The organism is Actinosynnema sp. NPDC023794 (assembly GCF_040639675.1).
Taxonomy (GTDB): Bacteria; Actinomycetota; Actinomycetes; order Mycobacteriales; family Pseudonocardiaceae; genus Actinosynnema; species Actinosynnema luteola.
In genome coordinates this window covers 44,250-62,099 of the sequence record NZ_JBFAFR010000003.1, presented here as the reverse complement: position 1 = coordinate 62,099, position 17,850 = coordinate 44,250, and the positions used below count along the sequence as shown (strand labels likewise).

The 17,850-nt window shown below is 65.4% G+C and carries 20 protein-coding genes, 1 tRNA gene and 1 pseudogene; 12 read left to right on the top strand and 10 right to left on the bottom strand.

Translation table 11 applies throughout. From position 1 onward, the window contains the following. The first annotated feature begins 13 nt into the window (after positions 1-13). Positions 14-89, top strand: a tRNA-Ala gene (locus AB0H12_RS08760). Here the strand turns inward: AB0H12_RS08760 and AB0H12_RS08755 are convergent. Both AB0H12_RS08755 and AB0H12_RS08750 read right to left on the bottom strand, forming a co-directional pair. After that, positions 78-668, bottom strand: coding sequence for a hypothetical protein (locus AB0H12_RS08755; protein ID WP_499622541.1), 591 nt, complete (start codon positions 666-668; stop codon positions 78-80). The genes AB0H12_RS08760 and AB0H12_RS08755 overlap by 12 nt on opposite strands. A gap of 49 nt (positions 669-717) precedes the next feature. Continuing rightward, positions 718-903, bottom strand: a pseudogene (locus AB0H12_RS08750) (recombinase zinc ribbon domain-containing protein); the annotation flags it as partial. 328 nt (positions 904-1,231) lie between these two features. Here AB0H12_RS08750 and AB0H12_RS08745 point away from each other — a divergent pair. Then, entirely contained in the window at positions 1,232-1,456 is a 225-nt protein-coding gene (locus AB0H12_RS08745) for a hypothetical protein (protein WP_499621892.1), read from the top strand. Between the two features lie 571 nt (positions 1,457-2,027). Here the strand turns inward: AB0H12_RS08745 and AB0H12_RS08740 are convergent. Beyond that, positions 2,028-2,957 (bottom strand): hypothetical protein, encoded by a 930-nt coding sequence (locus tag AB0H12_RS08740; RefSeq protein ID WP_499621889.1) that lies wholly within the window; start codon positions 2,955-2,957, stop codon positions 2,028-2,030. A gap of 246 nt (positions 2,958-3,203) precedes the next feature. Here AB0H12_RS08740 and AB0H12_RS08735 point away from each other — a divergent pair, with 246 nt between their 5' ends. From AB0H12_RS08735 to AB0H12_RS08715, 5 genes are all read left to right on the top strand, one after another. Further along, positions 3,204-4,169 carry a hypothetical protein gene (locus AB0H12_RS08735; RefSeq protein WP_499621887.1) on the top strand — a complete coding sequence of 322 codons (966 nt, stop codon included), beginning with the start codon at positions 3,204-3,206 and terminating at the stop codon, positions 4,167-4,169. Between the two features lie 39 nt (positions 4,170-4,208). Then, positions 4,209-4,538, top strand: coding sequence for a hypothetical protein (locus AB0H12_RS08730; protein WP_499621886.1), 330 nt, complete (start codon positions 4,209-4,211; stop codon positions 4,536-4,538). Continuing rightward, a complete protein-coding gene (locus tag AB0H12_RS08725; RefSeq protein ID WP_499621885.1) occupies positions 4,516-5,784 on the top strand; it encodes an EndoU domain-containing protein in 1,269 nt (422 codons plus the stop codon). Before AB0H12_RS08730 ends, AB0H12_RS08725 begins: the two co-directional genes overlap by 23 nt. A 32-nt stretch (positions 5,785-5,816) precedes the next feature. Further along, entirely contained in the window at positions 5,817-6,146 is a 330-nt protein-coding gene (locus tag AB0H12_RS08720; protein ID WP_499621884.1) for a hypothetical protein, read from the top strand. An 861-nt stretch (positions 6,147-7,007) separates the two neighbouring features. Then, on the top strand, positions 7,008-7,958 hold the full coding sequence (locus AB0H12_RS08715; RefSeq protein ID WP_499621882.1) for a hypothetical protein: 951 nt from the start codon (positions 7,008-7,010) through the stop codon (positions 7,956-7,958). Here AB0H12_RS08715 and AB0H12_RS08710 read toward each other — a convergent pair. After that, positions 7,955-8,203 (bottom strand): hypothetical protein, encoded by a 249-nt coding sequence (locus AB0H12_RS08710; RefSeq protein WP_499621880.1) that lies wholly within the window; start codon positions 8,201-8,203, stop codon positions 7,955-7,957. The two genes, AB0H12_RS08715 and AB0H12_RS08710, sit on opposite strands and share 4 nt — an antisense overlap. A gap of 125 nt (positions 8,204-8,328) precedes the next feature. Here AB0H12_RS08710 and AB0H12_RS08705 point away from each other — a divergent pair, with 125 nt between their 5' ends. The 3 genes from AB0H12_RS08705 (at position 8,329) to AB0H12_RS08695 (ending at position 9,176) form a co-directional block, all read left to right on the top strand. Next, positions 8,329-8,583, top strand: coding sequence for a hypothetical protein (locus tag AB0H12_RS08705; RefSeq protein WP_499621878.1), 255 nt, complete (start codon positions 8,329-8,331; stop codon positions 8,581-8,583). 49 nt (positions 8,584-8,632) lie between these two features. Continuing rightward, positions 8,633-8,902 (top strand): abortive infection family protein, encoded by a 270-nt coding sequence (locus AB0H12_RS08700; protein WP_499621876.1) that lies wholly within the window; start codon positions 8,633-8,635, stop codon positions 8,900-8,902. 64 nt (positions 8,903-8,966) lie between these two features. Further along, a complete protein-coding gene (locus AB0H12_RS08695; RefSeq protein ID WP_499621874.1) occupies positions 8,967-9,176 on the top strand; it encodes a hypothetical protein in 210 nt (69 codons plus the stop codon). 77 nt (positions 9,177-9,253) lie between these two features. Here the strand turns inward: AB0H12_RS08695 and AB0H12_RS08690 are convergent, their stop codons facing one another. From AB0H12_RS08690 to AB0H12_RS08680, 3 genes are all read right to left on the bottom strand, one after another. Continuing rightward, the gene (locus AB0H12_RS08690) at positions 9,254-9,493 is read right to left on the bottom strand and encodes a hypothetical protein (RefSeq protein WP_499621872.1); all 240 of its coding nucleotides are present in this window, start codon (positions 9,491-9,493) and stop codon (positions 9,254-9,256) included. 166 nt (positions 9,494-9,659) lie between these two features. Beyond that, complete coding sequence (locus tag AB0H12_RS08685) at positions 9,660-11,210, bottom strand: MFS transporter (protein ID WP_499621871.1); 1,551 nt, start codon at positions 11,208-11,210, stop codon at positions 9,660-9,662. A 24-nt stretch (positions 11,211-11,234) separates the two neighbouring features. Continuing rightward, positions 11,235-12,554, bottom strand: coding sequence for a nucleotide disphospho-sugar-binding domain-containing protein (locus tag AB0H12_RS08680; protein WP_499621869.1), 1,320 nt, complete (start codon positions 12,552-12,554; stop codon positions 11,235-11,237). Between the two features lie 201 nt (positions 12,555-12,755). Between AB0H12_RS08680 and AB0H12_RS08675 the strand changes: the two genes are divergently transcribed. Beyond that, on the top strand, positions 12,756-13,619 hold the full coding sequence (locus tag AB0H12_RS08675; protein ID WP_499621867.1) for an NAD-dependent epimerase/dehydratase family protein: 864 nt from the start codon (positions 12,756-12,758) through the stop codon (positions 13,617-13,619). A gap of 73 nt (positions 13,620-13,692) precedes the next feature. Here AB0H12_RS08675 and AB0H12_RS08670 read toward each other — a convergent pair whose 3' ends face one another. After that, complete coding sequence (locus tag AB0H12_RS08670) at positions 13,693-14,931, bottom strand: methyltransferase domain-containing protein (RefSeq protein WP_499621866.1); 1,239 nt, start codon at positions 14,929-14,931, stop codon at positions 13,693-13,695. Between the two features lie 433 nt (positions 14,932-15,364). Between AB0H12_RS08670 and AB0H12_RS08665 the strand changes: the two genes are divergently transcribed. Next, entirely contained in the window at positions 15,365-16,510 is a 1,146-nt protein-coding gene (locus AB0H12_RS08665; protein WP_499621865.1) for an acyltransferase family protein, read from the top strand. Between the two features lie 64 nt (positions 16,511-16,574). Here the strand turns inward: AB0H12_RS08665 and AB0H12_RS08660 are convergent, their stop codons facing one another. After that, complete coding sequence (locus AB0H12_RS08660) at positions 16,575-17,483, bottom strand: hypothetical protein (RefSeq protein WP_499621863.1); 909 nt, start codon at positions 17,481-17,483, stop codon at positions 16,575-16,577. Positions 17,484-17,592: 109 nt separating this feature from the next. Further along, on the bottom strand, positions 17,593-17,844 hold the full coding sequence (locus AB0H12_RS08655; RefSeq protein ID WP_499621862.1) for a hypothetical protein: 252 nt from the start codon (positions 17,842-17,844) through the stop codon (positions 17,593-17,595). Positions 17,845-17,850 lie beyond the last annotated feature (6 nt).

Genomic DNA, 17,850 nt, shown 5'->3' with positions numbered 1-17,850 from the left:
GACAACAGAACACGGGGCTGTAGCGCAGTTGGTAGCGCGACTCGTTCGCATCGAGTAGGTCAGGGGTTCGATTCCCCTCAGCTCCACCATTGCGGTCCTACTTGAACCCTTGTCCGCGAGGACAAGCGCAAGTAGCTCCGCATCGGTAGCCCGCTCGAAGGCGGCTTCCTCCACCGGGAGGGAGCCGCCTTCGGCGTTTCCGGGCTGTTCGACCTGCTGCCTGGCATGGGCATGTGCCCCAATCTCGACAAGCCCAGCGATGCCCGGTGCCAGGCTGTCGCTCCCACGACGCCTTGCGCGCCGGGTTCGGCGTCGAGGTGCAGCTTCTCGAACACCACCTTGATCACGCCACGCTTCACCGCGCCGCCCCCGCGGCCGTAGAAGCCCTGCGGGTCAGCGAGCAGTCGGAGCGGTGCACCGGAGAACTCCCGACCGACATCGAGCTTGCTCGATGTGTCGGCGAGTTGTTCATCGATCTCGCGGCGCTCGCCGGCGATCTCAGCGAGCTTCGACTTGATCTCCGCTTTCGGCCAGTCGGCGTCACCCAGCAAGTCGAGCAAGCGGTCTTCCTTGACGTCCAACTCGGCAAACCTGCCCAGCAGTCGCTTCTTCAGTCCGCTGAGCGCTGCTTGTTCGCCCAGCAGCGCCTCGTCGAGTTGTCGTCGCACTGCTGCCTGGAACGCGTCGGTGAGGCGGACTGTGCACGAGGTGCCGTTCCACGGCCGCCTCCACCTTCGCGACCGGTAGATACGGCAAGTCGCACAGGTGCTGCTGCCTGCCGCGGCGGAAGAAGTAGAAGTACACGCCACCGTTGCCTTTGCCACGCATGATGACCAACTGGTGACCGCAGCGATGACACCACAGCAGACCCTTGAGCAACGTGGTGGTGGACGCGCTTGCCACGGACTCGCCGCTTCCGCGCGGCGGCAAGGTGGAGCGTCCTTGGCGATGCGGCCGAGCTGGTAGTTGCCGCCGAGCTGCTGCTTCCACTCCGCGGCGAGGCGGTACCGGGCCTGGATGTCGCCGGCGCCCTGTGGGAGCGAGGCCATGGCCGAGCTGTGCCCGAACGCACGGTGTCCATGGCGCCCTTCACCGCCTCGGGCACCCGACGCAGGCGGGCGTTGTCCGTGGCACCGGCCTGCTTGAGGTCGCCGTCGAACAACACCCGTGGTCGCGGCGCTCGATGTGGAGAAGACCAACACCCGCAGGGCCGGAACACACCGCCGTGCGCGTGGCGATGGACTCGACGGCAGCCATGCGCTCCGCGGTGATGGTGTCCGCGTTGCTGGAGCCGGTGCCGTCGATCTCCACCAGTGCGGCGGGCGGCCTGGCCGGGGCGCAGGTGGCCAGGAGTTGCTGGTTGGCGGCGAGGTCGCTGTGGGATGAGGGAACGCCGCCGCAGGAAATAGTCAAGCTGGCGACGACTGCCAAGAGGACGGTCAGACAACGCATGTGATCGGAAGCAGGGCACTGAAGGTTGCCGTAACTAGCCGCCTACAGTGCCCAGCTCCTGTTAGTTGCTGCCCTTGCTCTGAGGGTCGGCATCTTGTGACGCGAGGGTGCGGTGCCATTGTGCGGCACCAGGAGATGATCTCATTGAGCGTATCTGCTCATTGAGTTCGTACTGGAGGCGTGCCTGTCGTCGCGAACGAGCGCTCAAGAGCTGTGCCGTCCACGATCCTCCGCACAACACTCCGAGTGTGAATATCAGTAAAGCCAATAGTGCCCAACCGCCTATGAGTGGCATAATGGCCTGTTCCTGAGAGAGGTCATCGGTGTCGCCCTGACCTGGGGCACCGGGTACCCCGCAGAGACTTAGACGGCGGGGTACCCGGCGCAGGTGTACTGTGTCAGGGCGTCAGATGAGGCTGATCAGCAGCAGGGCCAGCGTGATCCAGTGAGACTGCATGGCGCTCCTCCTTCCCGATCGGCTATGGATTGCCGGACGGAAAGGAGCAAATCAAGGAGATGGCGCACTCATGGCGTGCGCCGTAGGTGCGCCATAAGACCTGCCTGAGTGGGTCTACCTACCACTCCCACCTGAAGCCCAAGACCGCCTGCTGGGCGTAGGCCACGAACCGGTGTGCCGCCCCCGAAGCATCGAGGGAGAGAGGTTCGCTCAGGACGGGGTCTCCGAGGTAGTGGTCAGGCCAGGCGCAGAACCACACGTGCTGCGGTGTGTACCCCGCGACGAACCGGATCGCAAAGTCCAGGTTCTCCACACGGGCTCTCACGGGGCGACGTACCTCAGTTGGCTGGTGGACACCGGGATCAAAGAAGGTCTCGTATTCGATAGCGATGCGCTGGCCAGCCTGAAGCGTCCGGCCGAACATGATGTCGTCACTGACGAGACCACCGCCGTACTCATAGTGCTCCCCGACGTGGCCTCCGTAGAGTACGTCTATGCGAGAAGCGAACGGCTCATGGTTGAATAGGTAGCTGTCGACGCCATCTTCAATGGCTTGGACCACTTGCATAGTGCGGCGCTGAATGTAGGATCGGTCACTTCCGAAGAAGTACCTCTCGAACAAGGTCATTGTACGGTGCCACTGGCGCTTGCCCATCGGGCGTGGCACGGGCACCGTATCAATTATGGCGTCAAGCGGCCCAACGGTGTCGCCGGAGAACGTTGCCCACAACCTCTGCGCGTCCTGATCACTCATTTCGAATGCCGTAATGAACCATGTAAGCGTCTCTCCGGTTAGATGCTCGCCGAGTAGGGCGCGTCGGATGCGGTCGCGAAGGCTGCGAGGGAGGTCGGTGTCCGTGTCAGGATGTTCTCCGGTGTCCCACAAATAGAGGGCAATCACCTGGGACACGGCGGCTGGTGCAACCCCCGAGCCACGGAGCCGGCGTGCAGCTGCTCGCCAGCGCCGGGTGTATCGAGGGTTCGTTTGAAGTAACTCCGTAAGCAGTTCACCGGTGGTCTTCATCGCACGTTTCTTGCTGGCATCCACGTTGATCGATCTTCCTGTTCGCTCTCGCTAGCGCCGCGGCCTACCACTTTGTCTTCGCATCGGACACAAGGAACGATACGCGACGAACCGTCATGTTTCAGGCCCTGTATGGCGTTGATCATCCAAGGGACATGGTGCAGTGACCGGACTAGTGCCAAGTAAGGGACACATCGGCCGCTGGTATGCCAACCGGCCTACAGTGTGTGCACTCTGCTTCATGATGGAACGACGGCTCGAGGAGAGGGCGTGCGTGCAACTGAGATCATCGCGGAGCTCAACGAGCTTCGACGGGGGCGCGGACTGCAAGTAGATGATCTTCATGCAGTGGAGTTGCCCAACCTTCGGCGTGCCTGCGGCGTTGCTGAAGGGGATCGTCCGGCTGTAGTGCGAGAGAAGCTCGTATTACGGCTTACTGAGGCATGTGGATGTCTCCCCGGTCATCTTCAGACAGCTGCGCTCGCAGCGCTCGCGTTGCATGAAGAGGCTCACCATCGCTTCCTGCACGAACGAATGGCCTGGTTCAGGGCGCAGATCGACCGAGACTCGCTCCGCACCGCGAGACGTTGGGTAGACAGCGCATTCAAACGATTGGCCGACGAACTCGACAGCGTCGAGAATGAGTCGAATCCACGATCCAGCGAACCCGGGCCAAACGGCTGGTACACCGAGAGCCTTCTGTCAGTTCTCGATATGGAAGCTGATCCGCCAGAATTGACCGAAACTCGAACGATTGTAGCTACGGCAGACGAGCTCGACGAGATCGTCCTCATGGTCAGCGCGCCCAAGGGAATCCATCTGACTGACGAAGAACGAGTTACCGCTGACATGAAGTTCGGGGGCCGAATTGTCGAGGCTGAACATGATCCTTCAGGGCACAGTCAGTTCGTGGTGCGCTTGCCGAAACCTCTGAGCCTGGGGGAACGCCACAGCTACAGTGTTCGGTTCAAATCGTACCGTCGTATGTGGATGAGGCCGTACTACGTACTCTTGCCGCTCCGTCACGTCGAGCATTTCAAGATGCATCTCAAGTTCCCGGCAGGTGGCCCTGAACGTGCCTGGAAACTGTCCGGCGTTCCGCCCGTTGTTCTAGAGAGTGGACGACCCAACGATCACCGCGTGCAATTCGACGAGTCGGGAGAGGCTCAACTTGAATTTTTCGGGCTGCGAGCGGGTTTGGCTTACGGCATTGGGTGGTCTCTTGAGGCGAAGTGACCGCCCCTGATTCGTCCATCTGAGTAGGAAGCGAATTCCATGCCTGATTCCGATGGGTTCGAGGTAGACGTCGAAGCCCTGTACGCGGCTAGCCTCGGCTTGCGAAATCTAGTGTCAGAGTTCGATGAAAAACCGGTTCGCGACATCGACGCTGGAGCGAATTTCGGCCATGCGGAGCTTTCCGCTGCTGTTGAGGGATTCAGTAATCGATGGCAGCGGGGAGCCAAAAATCTGATCGTCGATGTCGAAGCTATCGACGACCGGCTGATTGAAACACTGAAGACCTACCAAGAAGCTGATGACGCAGCACTCAGGGCCTTGAGGAAAATCTACACGGGTGGAGGTCATGCGTTCGATGTTCAGGAGTGAACTGGGTACAACGGAAGACCCGAACATCCTTATTCCAGGCAATGTAGAGAGTATTTATCGCGTAGCGCGTGCGATGAGGGTCTACGGTAGGGCATTCGAACAGGTCGGCAGCACCCTGAAGAAGCTCGATGAGGGCAACTATCGTGGTGCTGCTGCGGCGGCATTTCGGCAATGTTTCGACATGCAGCCGAAACGCTGGCTTGAGGCGGCCGACGCGTTCGACATGGCGGAGGGTGCACTGGTTCCTTATGCAGCGGCGCTCGGTGAATCCAAGAGAAGAGCAGCAGAAGCAGTAGCCCTCTGGAAAAGAGGTGTTGAGTTGACGAGGGCGGCAGGAGCGGTCAACCCGCTGCTACTCCCTGCTGATAACTTGGTTGGCTTGGGAGGTGCCCTCGGAGGTATAGATTCGAAGAACCCGTCCGACCCAGGCGTCGAACTACGAGCTGCCGCAAGAGACATGCTTCATCGAGCCCGGTTGCATCTCAGTGACATCGGAACGGAAGCGGCCCGGAAGGTTAGGGAGGCGAGCGAAATAGCTCCGCCGGAGCCTACCCTGTGGCAACGGTTCCAAGGCTTCCTTGATGGCGCACGTGGAGAAGTTGGTGGGACGCTAGAAGTTATTAATCCGGCGAACTGGGCAGATGTTGCAACTGGCTTGGCCGGCATGTCTGACCTTGCCCTTAAGGATCCCGTTGCTGCTGGAAAGATCGTTCTCGATTACGAGACAATGCGGGATGATCCAACGAAATGGGTTGGCGGGATGGTTGCTGGCGCGCTCCTCGGTAAGGGGCTTAGCAGAATTTCGAAGGCGTCGAACTTACCGAGCAGTCTGACCGGTCATGTGTTCGAAGGTCATCACAAAGAAGACCGAATCACCGGATACCACCATCGGTACGGAGGTCAGGACACCGGTGAGTTCAAGGTCGTGAAAGAGGGGCGGCATGACGAAAACGGCGTTTACCGCGCTACCGTTTGCGGTCCGAACGTCGAGGGAGCCTGGAGGTGTAAGGGAAGTACATTTTTTCCGGACGACTGGACTCGTGCACAGGTTGAATCGGTAATCGAGCGGGCTTTCGAGGCCCGTCGGCCAGTATATGATAGCGAAGGCGTACTCGTCCCCGAGAAATGGCAGGCGCGTGTAGATGGCGTATTGGTGGAAGGAAAACTCGACAAAAGCTTTACCGGCAGTGTCGATCAAGCCAAACTTTTCGACGTAGAAACGGCATACCCGAAGTATAATAAGTAGTGGCACAATAATAATATGAGGAAAAGCGAATCATGAATCTACTTCAAAAACTGACTATTGCAATGCGCGATGATGGCGAGCTCGATGTTTCGGGGTCAACGGATCTGTCAGTTTTGGTGAGAGTTATTGAGGATATCGGCGGCTTTGAGGATCTATGGAGCGGAGTGCTTGATGCCATAGATGGAAAGGGTGATCTGCCGTTCTGGACAGGTGGCGATGAGGGAGAGGTTCGAGTTGATGGTGACGGTGTGTGGTTTGGAATGCAGTCTGACCCAGGCGTAGGTATTAGAGTTGCGCCGTCAGATGCTCGGCCGTTGGTCTCTTATGTTCTGCAACTTATCCAGGAATCTGAGTCTGAGTAGCGGAACTGGGACGGCAGGGCCTCTCATGGCTATCCTTTAGTCGCGACCCCCGACCTCCGCAAAACCTCCACCGAAGCAGTCACCTCTCGCGTCCAGCAAACCCTCGCCGTCGACTTCGACCCCCCAGTCCGAAGTCCGCAAACGTCGCTCCTTCGGCTACGCCACCACGCGCGACACCTGGGTGCGCATCGAAGTCAAAGACCTGGCGCGGATGGACGGACAGGGCTGGGGCCTCGAAACTGCCGCCGTCCTAGACGGCGTCGCCATGCCCGCCTGGCTGCAAGGCGTCTCTTGGATTGACCACGACCTCGGCGTCATGTGGCGAGCCGACGAAACCGAACTGGTGGCAGACGCGCCCATCAAGGCCGGAGGCACCCTGAAGCAGGACCCCGACCTGTCCGAGTCGTGGTGGGATACGTTCCGGAGTTCCATGCAGGCCTTGGCCGCCCACACCACGACCCGAACCGCCACACCGCACTCCGCCCGGTCACCCAGGAACGGCTTACGAACACTATCCACAAGCCGAGCCGCAGCTTCCGCCACTTGTTGCCGCGAAGCTCGGGGTGGATGAGGTCGTCCCGCTTGAGGTGCAGCCGGACACCCCGCGTGCTGAGCCACTCGTCGTGGAGCTGGGCGAGGGGTGAGGGCAGCTGGAGAGCGGGAGCGGGCATAGCGGCAATGTACGGGGCAGGACGGTGCGCTGGCAGCTGACGACTATGCACGGGGTCTGTGAAGGATGTTGCGGCTCCGTCACGGTAGATCACCGAGGGCTAACGAGTATCAGGCGAGCGGCGATACCAGTTCGAGTCGAGTTTCGGTGTTGCTCGCATTATGCAGAAGTGAGTTTCGGAGGCTGACCGAGTGGCGAAGCGTAAGGTGAACACTGAGAACCACGTCAGCGGTACCGTCGAGGGCAATGTCCTTCAGTCCGGGCGTGTTGACGCGGCCTATATGGCACCTGTCAACGCGGGCATCCAAAACTTCTCTACTACTCACCTCCACGGACGGCGCCGGAGCCTGTCGGAACTTGGCCCGGTTCCGCTCCCTTGGCGATTAATGATCCTTGGTGTTCTGATAGTAGAGTTATTTGCCCTGATCGTTGTGCCGAAATCCGAGTCGGTTGCAGGTAGAGCGACGGCGTCGCCGCGGGTCGTAGCCGCATTGCCGCCTGAAGCTCACGAGGTCTTCAACATAAAAGTCCTCACAGATACCACAGACGTCAACTTCGGCATAAAGACCGGTGGTGCAAGTAGCTATCTGTTCCCTCCGGGAGCGTTGGCAGGCTTACCGGCGCCCTATCCGCCGAACGGTTGCTACGACTGGCAACAGTGGGCGCTGGATAACGGCGGCGTTCCGACGGGTACGAGTTATGTTTCCTTCACGGTATCTGCGATCTCGGACGAGACTGTCCGAGTGCACGGCGTCAAGGTTCACGTCGAGCGACTGGTAGGGGAGCTGGTTGGTGACGTTGCTGCTTGTCAGCAAGGAAGCCCTCCTGAGATGTCGTACCTGCGCATTGACCTCGACAAGGCCCAGGCAACATATCGGTACTCTGAAGATGCGGCCGACCCTGACCCCCCGATCCGGCCATTTGCACTTGAGGTAACCGCAGCCAGGTCTGATCAAGTTATGGTAATGGCAGATTCCGGGCCTTGCTACTGTCGCTGGCACCTTGACCTCGACGTCGAGGTGGGAGGTCACTACTACCCTTATAGAGTGGATAATGGTGGGGAACCTTTCGTGGCCGCTCCACTGCACGCGCCAGGTTATAGTTACTTCGCCTACAGTTCGACCTGGATTAGTTTGAACTAGTGGATTCCGACTGCGGCCGATGTCGCGACGAGGAGTTCGGGGGCATCGAGGGCGTCGGGCGCTGTATGCGGGTTACCGAGACGTACCGCCAGCTGCTCGGCTGCATGATGATGACCCGGTACACCCCTAACACCATGGTGCAGGACGTCGTGGTCAGCCGGATCGCCACGCTCGAGGGCTTCGACCGGCAGCGCTTTGGTGGCAACATCACGCTGTTGGCCAGGCTGGAGCGGCTTGCCGATCATGCTGGTGCACCGTTCGAGCGGCTGGTCGGTTGTGGCAGGGGCACTGCGTGGTGCACGAAGGCCAAGGACTACCGCAACGACATCGCGCACCACTTGGCGCGCTTCCCTGGTGTCGACGGGCGGAGATGCACTACGTCGGCCAAGCCGCCTACTGGCTGTTCGTCCTGTGCCTGCTCCGCGGGGCCGAAGCACCCGAGGCTTGCTTCGACCGCCTGGTGCAGTCGCAGCGGTTTCTGTTCGAAGCGGAGGAGATCCGACGGCTTCTCGAGCGCATCGCCCGTGTCCTGCGGGAGCATCCGCGAGAGGCCATCGGCGCCGCCGAGGAGCTGATCGAGTCCACGGCGAAGGTGGTTCTGGTGCAGCTCGGTCGAGGCAGTTGACGAGCGCAACGATGACCTCCCAGCCCTCATCAGCCGAGCGCAACGCGCCTTGCACCTGCACCCGGCAAGCGCCACGCAAGGGCCGGATGGTTCGGATGCCGTCAAGAAGTTCCTTGGCGGCTTGGTCTCAGCCGCAATCGGGGTGGCCGAGCTACGCAACCGCGGGTACGGCACCGGTCATGGCCCTGCACAAGCGCCTGTCGGACTTCGACCGCGCGATGCGTATCTGGCGGTCGGTGCCGCACACACGTGGTGTCAGCTCATCCTCGACACACTGGCCGATCCCGAAGCGCCATGGCAGCGAAGCAACGAGCCATAGCGCCAGCCCGGTTCTCGGGAGCCGGTCACTGCCGTGGAGCGGCTTCCTAACCCCTTGCTCGCTCATGATCCGCCGCACCGTCCGCGCGCTGATGCCGTACCGCTTCGCCAACACCTCTCCGGTAGTGCCCTCGGCGTACAGCTCAGCCATCTTTTCCAGCTCCCGCTCGCCGAGCCGATCCTTCGCCGACCATGGTCGAGGGTTGGGTGATGCGACCGATGACATGGCCTCCATCGTCTCGTCCACGCCCGAGTCGATCATCTCCATGACCTGACCAGCGGCCCCAGGAGCTCGGGGCGGTTGGAATATCTGGATAGGAGCTCCACCAGAGACCAAGGTGTACGAACACCTTCAGAGGCGGGAACCGGTAAGCCGGTTTCCGCCTCTTCTGTGCGTGGCCGCGTCGGGCACGGTGGGTTCGTTCTCCAGTTCTTCGAGGAGATCGGCTTCGCGTTCGCGGAGTCGGCGTTGTCGGGTCCGGTGCTTGAGCGGTCGGGCCTTGTCGTCGGCGTCGGCGTCGGCGTCGGTGTCGGCGTCGGTGTCGGCGTCGGCGTCGGCGTCGGCGTCGGCGTCGGCGTCGATACGGTCCATGTCGACGACGTCCTCGCATGTCACCGATCGCACCGCGGGCCGGTAAACGGAGTGGGCCATGCGCTTCGGCAAACACCCGGATCGAGTTCCTGGGTGGCCGCACGGGGTTCCTGACGATGCCGGTGATCGCGGAAAGCGCGAACCATCTCGCCCGCCGCCCCGGAACTCAGCCATCCGCGCCCGTCTTCGTGGCGACCTCCGCGGTGGGTGCGGCTTGGCCGAGTGGCTTCGCGTGGCGGAGCAGCACGACCGTCGCCACGGTCAGCGCCGACACGATCACCGCGCTGGTGCCCGCCGCGAGCGTCACACCGCCGGTGAACGCCTCGCGAGCCTCCGACAACAAGCCCGCGGCCACGTCCGGCGGCAGTCCCTCCGCCGCGGTCAACGCGCCCGGCACCGTGTCGCGGGCGTCGACGACGGACGAGGTCGCCATGTCGGCCCGGTAGACGGCGACCGCGATCGTGCCGAAACCGGCGATGCCCAGCGCGGTGCCCAACTCGGTCCCCGTCTGCACCAACGATGAAGCGGAACCCGCCGCCTCCGCCGGCGCCGTACCGACGACCAGGTCGGTCCCCAACGACCCGCCGGCCCCGATGCCGAACTGCACCATGATCGACCCGGTCACGAGCAGCGCGACACCGCTGGTCGTGGTCATCTGCGTCAGCACCGCGAAACCGGCGGCGGCGATCGCCAGACCGACCGCCATCACGTAGCCGGGCCTCAGCCGTCGTGCGGCGATCGGCGACAGCAGTGAAGCCGTCACCAGCCCGATCGCCGGCACCACGAGCCAGAACCCGGCCCGCACCGCCGAGAACCCGAGCACCTGCTGCAGGTACTGGCTGGCCAGCAGCATCGAGCCGGAGATGTTCGCCGACGCCAGCAGCATGATCCCGATACCGCCCGCGAACGTGCGGTTGCGGAACAGCTTGAGGTCCAGCAGCGGGCTGGGCAGCTTGTGCTGCCGCACCACGAACACCGTGCCGAAGCCGAGGCCGACCAGCAGCGCGACCGCGTTCACGGCGGTGACGCCGTCGCGGGCGAAACCCTTGAGCCCGTACACCACGGGCAGGATCGCGGCCAACGACAGCACCACGCTCGGCAGGTCGATCCGCCCGGCCCGCGGGTTGCGGAACTCCGGCAGCGTCAGCGGACCGAGCACCAGCAGGGCCACCATGACCGGCACGCCGACCAGGAACGCCGCGCCCCACCAGAACGCGTCGAGCACCAGCCCGCCGATCACCGGGCCGACCGCGATGCCCGCCATGAAGCAGCTGATCCAGACGCCGATCGCGAGGCTGCGCTGCTTGGGGTTGGTGAACATGACCACCACCAGCGCCAGCGTGTTCGGCAGCATGATCGCGCCGGCCACCCCGAGCAGCGCCCGGGCCGCGATGAGCATGCCGGGGCTGCCGGAGTAAGCGGTCAGGATCGACGCCAACCCGAACAGCGCGCCGCCGATGAGCAGCAGCTTCTTGCGGCCGACCCGGTCGCCGAGGGTGCCCGCCGTGACGAGGGAACCGGCGATCATGAAGGGGTAGATGTCGCCGATCCACAGCAGCTCGGCGCTGTCGGGCGCCAGGACGGCGCTGAGCTCCGGCAGCGCCAGGAACAGCACGCTGACGTCGAGCGAGAGCAGCACCGGGACCAGCGCCAGGACCGCGAAGCCCAGCCAGTCGCGGCCACTGGCGCGCGGTTCGGACCCGCCGTCCGCTCCCACGTCACGCCTTCCCGGTCGACCGCGTCACGCGGTGCGCCCGCGCCGCGCCGCTTCCTCCAGTTCCGGGACCACGTCGTGCGGGCTGGGGGTCGCCATCAGCTCGGCGTGGACCCGCTCGACGCCGTCGCGGATGCCCGGCTCTTCGAGCACCACCTTGATGCGGGTCCGGGCCTCTTCCGGAGCGCCCTGCACGTCCAGGGCGAAACCCGCGCCGCGGTCGGGCACGTAGCGCGCGGCGTTCTTGGAGATCATGGTCCGGCAGGCGGCGGACCACTCGTCGCCGAACGCGGGGTTCAGGTGCTGCGCGTGGGAGTCGACGATCAGCTGCGGCACCTTGAAGGTCGCCGCCGCGCCGAACGTCCCGATTGCGCCGTGGTGGATGATCGCGTCACACGTCGGCAGCAGCACGTTCAGCGGCATGTAGTCGATCACGCGCACGTTGTCCGGCACCGAGGGCACGTTCGCCAGCTGGGTCGCGTCGAGGGTCGCCACGACCTCGACGTCCAGCTGCCCGACCATGTCCAGCACGTCCGCCATCGGGTCCCAGCCGTCGTCCTTGATGACCAGGCGGCGGGACTGGCCGAGGGACAGTGCGACCCGCGGCCTGGAACGCTCGGCGTGGAGCCAGTCCGGGATGGTCGTGGTGCCGGTGAACGGCACCCAGCGCATCGGCATCGCCTTGGTGGCGTCCGGCAAGCGCATGCCGGTGGGCATCGCGTCCACGGTGAACTGGCCGAGCAGCAGCTCTTCGTCCACCTCCACGCCGTGCCGCTCGGCGGCCGGGCGCACGGTCTCCACGAACGGGTCCCAGTCACCGGGAGCGCGTTCCATCGCGCGCACCGCGAACGGGAAGTAGTCCTGGCTCCACATGAGCCGGGCGTGCGCGACACCGTTCACCTTGGCCGCGATGGAGCCGGCGAGGAACGGCGGATCCCACAGGACCATGTCCGGCCGCCACACGCGGGTGTACTCGACCAGGTCGTCGACCTCGGGGTGCGGGTCGGACGCCGCCGCGCCGAAGGGGTGGAAGTCCCACATCGGCGGCAGCATGAAGTAGCGGACGACGTCCCAGGTGGCGAGTTCGTCCCCGGACAACCCGAGCCGGGCGGCGAGGTCGTCGAAGCGCGCCGAGACGTCCGCCGGCGCGATCTTGCCCGGACCCGTGGGTGTGCCGGAGCCGTCGCCGAGGGGCACCGCGGTGAGGCCGCAGGCGCGGATCGCGTCGGCCAGGGAGGGCGCGGACGCGACGCGCACCTCGTGGCCCGCGCCCATGAGCGCGTGGGCCAGCGGAACGAGGGGGAACAGGTGCGAAGGCGTGGGCCATGCGGTGAACAGAAAACGCATACTGCGCCTTTCCCGACCATTCGGCGAACGGCGCGCGGGCAGCCGTCCGGATAAACGTCCCCATTTCTTTCCGGCACATGCTGTCAACCGGCACGCGCGTCCGTCCAGGGTCTTCTTCGAAAATGCGGATCTTCCAGGCGGCTGTACCCGGTCCGCGTGGTGGTGTGGCACGCTGCCGGTTCGCGACCGGAGGAAGAAGTCATGCATGCGGTGGTGGTGGGCGCCCGCGGATTCCTCGGATCGGCGCTCGTCGCGGGGCTGGAACGGGCATCCGCGCAGGTCTCGAAGGTCACCAGGCGTGAACCCGCCATCGTTGACGACGGGCTGTCGCCGGCACTCCGCACCGCCGGTGTGGTCTTCTACGTCGCCACCAGCGTCACGCCCGGAACAGCCGAGAAGTTCCCTGAAAGAGCGGACCGCGATCTCGCCGACTTCAGCCGGCTCGTCACCGCCCTGGGCGCTCTGGGAACCAATCCGACGGTAGTTCTGGCCGGCACCGCCGACTGCTACGACCGGGCCGCGGAACCACCATTCACCGAGCGCACGCCGCTGCGGCCGGGCACCGCGTACAGCCGGTGCAAGCTGGAGATGGAAAAGGCGCTGCGCGCCGCGCCGGGGGTGCGCCCGGTGGTGGCGCGCCTGGCCAGCCTCTACGGGCCCGGCCACCGGACGGACCCCGGGCACGGCGTGATCGCGCACTGGCTGACCGCCGTCGCCAAGGGGGAACGCCTGCGCCAGATCGGCGACGACGACATCAGCCGGGACTTCGTGTACGTGGACGACGTCGTGGACGCCCTGATCCGCGTCTCCCGGCACGACGGCGGCGACCTGCCGTTCGCCCTCAACATCGGCTCCGGCGACCCCGTCTCCCTCGGCCGGTTGCGGCGCGAGGTCGAGGACGTGACCGGCGTGCGGTCGACGGTGGACCGGTCACCCTCCCGCGAGTTCGACCGGCGGACGATCCTGCTGGACGTCGGGCTCGCCGAGGAGGTGTTGGGCTGGCGACCGTCCACCACGTTCACCGAGGGCCTGCGCCGCACCTGGAAGTCCGTCCTGAACGGCTGAGCCACCGCCCCGATGACCAGCGCGAACTCCGTGACGCGCCACGAACGCGGTGACCGGTGCGCGGTGCCTGTGGTCAGACGACGTGCACGCGGGGCACGTAGAGAATCCACTTGCCACCGGACTCGCGGAACGCGCGTTCTTTAGCCATGATCTCGTCGGCGTGGTTCCAGGCGAACAGCAGCGCGTAGTCCGGGTAGGACCGCGAGAACCGCTCCGGCGCGACGATCGGGATGTGCGAGCCCGGCGTCACGCGGCCCTGCTTCACCGGTGTCGTGTCGGAGATGTACGGCACGAGGTCCGGCCCGATACCGCAGTAGTTGGTGACCGTCGCGCTCTTCGACGTGGCGCCGTACCCGACGACGGTCTTGCCCTGAGCGCGCAAGTCGGTCAGGAGTGCCGTCAGTTCCGATCGGATCGACTTGATCTCGTCGCGGAAGCGCGCGTAGACCGCGAGCCGGTCCAAGCCGATCTCCGCTTCGCCGTCGGCCAGGTCGAGCACCGCCTGACTGACCGCACGGCGGCCGGCCCGCGCGATCGTGTAGCGCATCGCGCCGCCGTGCACCGGGATGCGCTCGGCGTCGACGAGCTCGAACCCGAACCTGGCCACCATCGCGCCGACCGACTTGATCGCGAACAGGTAGAAGTGCTCGTCGTAGATCTGGTCGAAGTAGTTGTGCTCGACCACGTCGCCGAGGTAGCGGTCCTCCACGACGAACACGCCGTCGTCCGCGAGCAGCGCGTCGACACCGCGCAGGATCGAGTCCATGTAGGCGATGTGGCTGATCGTGTTGGCGGAGAAGATCACGTCCGCCGGGCCGTCCTCGGCGCGGATCGCCCGCGCCGACGACTCCTCGAAGTAGTCGACCCGGACGCGGATGCCCTTGTCCCTGGCGACCTCTGCCGGCCCGCCGGACGGGTCGACGCCGAGGTGGCGCACGCCCGCCCGGCGGACCGTGTCGAGCATGATGCCGTCGTTGCTGCCGATCTCCACGATGAACGGGTCGGGCTTGGCCAGCTCGGTTTCCAGCAGCTGCTGCGCCGTCTGCTGGAAGTGCTTGCGCATCAACGCGGACATGCACGAGCGGTACGGGTAGTCGAAACCGAACATGGCCTCGCGCGGCACCTCCTCCAGCTGCTGCACCATGCCGCACGACTGGCACAGGCCGACGGCCAGGTGGAAGTACGTCTCGCGGCCGATGTGCTCGGGCAGCAGGAACGCGTTCGACACCGGCTGGGTGCCGAAATCGAGGCACTGCTCGACGGTGCCACCGCAGATCCGGCAGAATCGTCGCCCGGGATCCACCTGGGTCATCGAGATCGCCTCCTGCTCCGCGGTGGGCTGGACAACCCATCGTCGGCGGCTCGGCCGGCGGTGCGCTACTTCGACAATGCGAGGTTTCCGCATCGTCCGAAGTGGTGATTCGGTCCGGCGCGATGGCCGCACCCGGAAAGGGGAGCCGCCCGGTCAGGCGGACCGTGCGGCCGCGCTCAGCCGAATTCGCGCACGACAGGTCCTGGTGGTGGAGCGCATCCTGTCCGATGATGACCACCGGGCGCACGTCGCGACGCCAACCCGCGGATCTTGTTCCCGCTCGCGGCGAAGAGCGCACGCCGGCCGGGGCGAACGACAGCGGGCGCGGGCCGGGCTGCGGCCGGGGTCGGTCATCCCGACCCACCACTCCCACACGTACCCACCCGGTTCCGTCCCGACGCACGCGAGTCGGCAGAGCAGCAGGAGCGCATCCATGACCGTCCACGAGAAGGCGACACCCGACCGACCGGTGTCGGGTGAACGCACCCGGCTCGACTCCCTGACCACGCTGCGCTTCGGCGCGGCGCTGCTGGTGTTCGTCCTGCACGTCTACGTCTACGTCTGGTACACGGGCGGCGACATGGAGCAGGTGCCGTTCGGCGCGGTGGCGCTGCGCTCGGCGCTGGCCGGCGTCTCCTTCTTCTTCCTGCTCAGCGGGTTCGTGCTGACCTGGTCGGCCCGCGAGGAGGACACGCCGCGGACGTTCATCCGCAGGCGCCTGGCCAAGATCTACCCCAACCACCTGGTCACGTGGGTGGTGGCGCTGGTCCTGCTGCTGTGGGCCGGCGAGCAGGTGGGTGCGTTACGGGCGCTCAGCACGCTGCTGCTGGTGGAGGCGTGGATCTCCCTGCCGGAGGTGGGGCTCGGGGTGAACCCGGTCTCGTGGACGTTGGCCTGCGAGCTGTTCTTCTACCTCTGCTTCCCCCACCTGCACCGGCTCATCGCCAAGATCCGGCCGGAGCGGTTGTGGCACTGGGCCGCCGGCTGCCTCGCGGCGATCGCCGTGGTGCCCCTGGTGATCATGGCGGTCACCCCGGCGGAACCCAAGGGCGGTCCCTTCCAGACGACGCTGCTCCAGACCTGGCTCACCTACAACTTCCCGCCCGTCAGGCTCCTGGAGTTCGTCCTGGGCATCCTGCTGGCGCGGATCGTCATCACCGGCCGGTGGTACCCGAAGCGCCTCGGCCTCGCGCTGATCGCCGTGCCGCTCGGCTTCGTCGCCTCCTTGCAGGTGGTGTTCCCGTACCTGGTCACGGCGATCCTCGCGGTGCCGCTGGCCATGATGGTCCTGGCCTCGGCGCACTCCGACATCACCGGCTCGCCCGGCCTGCGCAGGCGGAGCTGGATCTGGCTGGGGGACATCTCCTTCGCGTTCTACATGACACACGTGCTGGTGATCCTGTACCTGCACCGGCTCCTGGACCCCGAGGGCGACGCCGGGGCCGCGGCGGACACCGGTTTCACCGTGCTCTACCTGGTGATCTCGGTGCTGGTGTCCTGGCTGCTGTACGGCGTGGTCGAGCGGCCGGCCATGCGCCGGTGGGGTTCCTCGCGCGGTCGGCGGACGGCGGCGCCGTGAGCCCAGGCGGAAACGCGCGAACGGCCCCCGCCCGGTGTCGGGCGGGGGCCGTCGTCCGTGCCCGTTACGGCAGGGACTCGCACGCGATGCGGTCGTTGTCGCTGTCCAGTTGCGCCACGTCGCCGTAGTACGGGTAGTAGAGGTCGAACCACGCCTGCGCCTCGCGCTGGGTGGCGAAGTGGTGGCAGTCCTTGCTGTTGCCGGGGTTCCCCGGCGCACGGACCTCCGGCCACGGGCTGCCGGCGCCGACCCACTCGGCGTAGCTCACGGCCCGGTGGAACGCGGGGCCCTGGTAGTAGATCGTCGGGGCGGTGCCGTACTTGTAGAAGACGTCGTTCGCGACGCGACGCACGACCTGCGGCGTCGGGAACGCCTCCGCTCGCCACTCGTCGTAGCCGATCGAGTAGCCGGAGCCGGTGGCCAGGTTGGACATCCGCATGATGTTCGGCGCCCACGACAGCTTCTGGAAGCCCTCGTTGGCACGCCGGTCGAACGCGCGGAAACCGGAGGCGGACCACTCGTCGTAGGTGAGCTTGTGGTTCACCCCGTCCTCGCCCTCGACGAAGAGCTCGTTGGACGTGCCCCACTGGTAGTAGTAGCTGCCCGCGATCCAGCCCGCGTTGCGCGGCGCCGGGCTGCCCGACGCCCGCCACTGGGATTCGGTGAGCCGGTCCCAGTCCCACGTCGTCTGCGGATCGCCCCAGAAGGTGACCGCGTAGACGGTGGGCGACCACGCGTACTTCACGTAGTCCGTCGGCGAGGCGGCGGGCTGCGGGAAACCGGCGGCGGCCCACTGGTCGTAGGTGATGGCGCGGGCGGTGCCGGCGTCGACGCGCCACACCGTCGGGTCGAAGGGCTGCTTGTAGTAGCCGTCGGCGACCGCCGCGCTCGCGGGCGCCGCCACGGCGACGGCCAGTCCCAGCCCGACGGCCGCGCCGACCAGCGCCGCCGCCACCCGTGTGATCTTGTTCAAATGACTCGCCTTCCGTCCACCCCGAACTCGCTCTGCGGTGGGACATTCGGTGCGCGCCACCAGTTGTTACGCACCGGAGTCAAAAACGGGCTCAGTTAACTCGATTGGACTAGCAACTGCGCTGATTGTGAGGATTTGTCATCACGTTCCGTACGAATCGACGGATCATTCCCTCGTGTCGCGCCACGTCGACCACCAAGCCGCCGACCCGGTGCAGCCCCGGCGCCACCGGCGCGGCCCGCCGCAGCACCGTGCGCACCCGGGCGACCAGCTCACGCGGGCTGCACGGCTTGGCGAGGTGGTCGTCGGCGCCCCCGGCCAGGCCGAGCAGCAGGTCGTCCTCGCCGGTCCGGGCGGGCATGGCCGG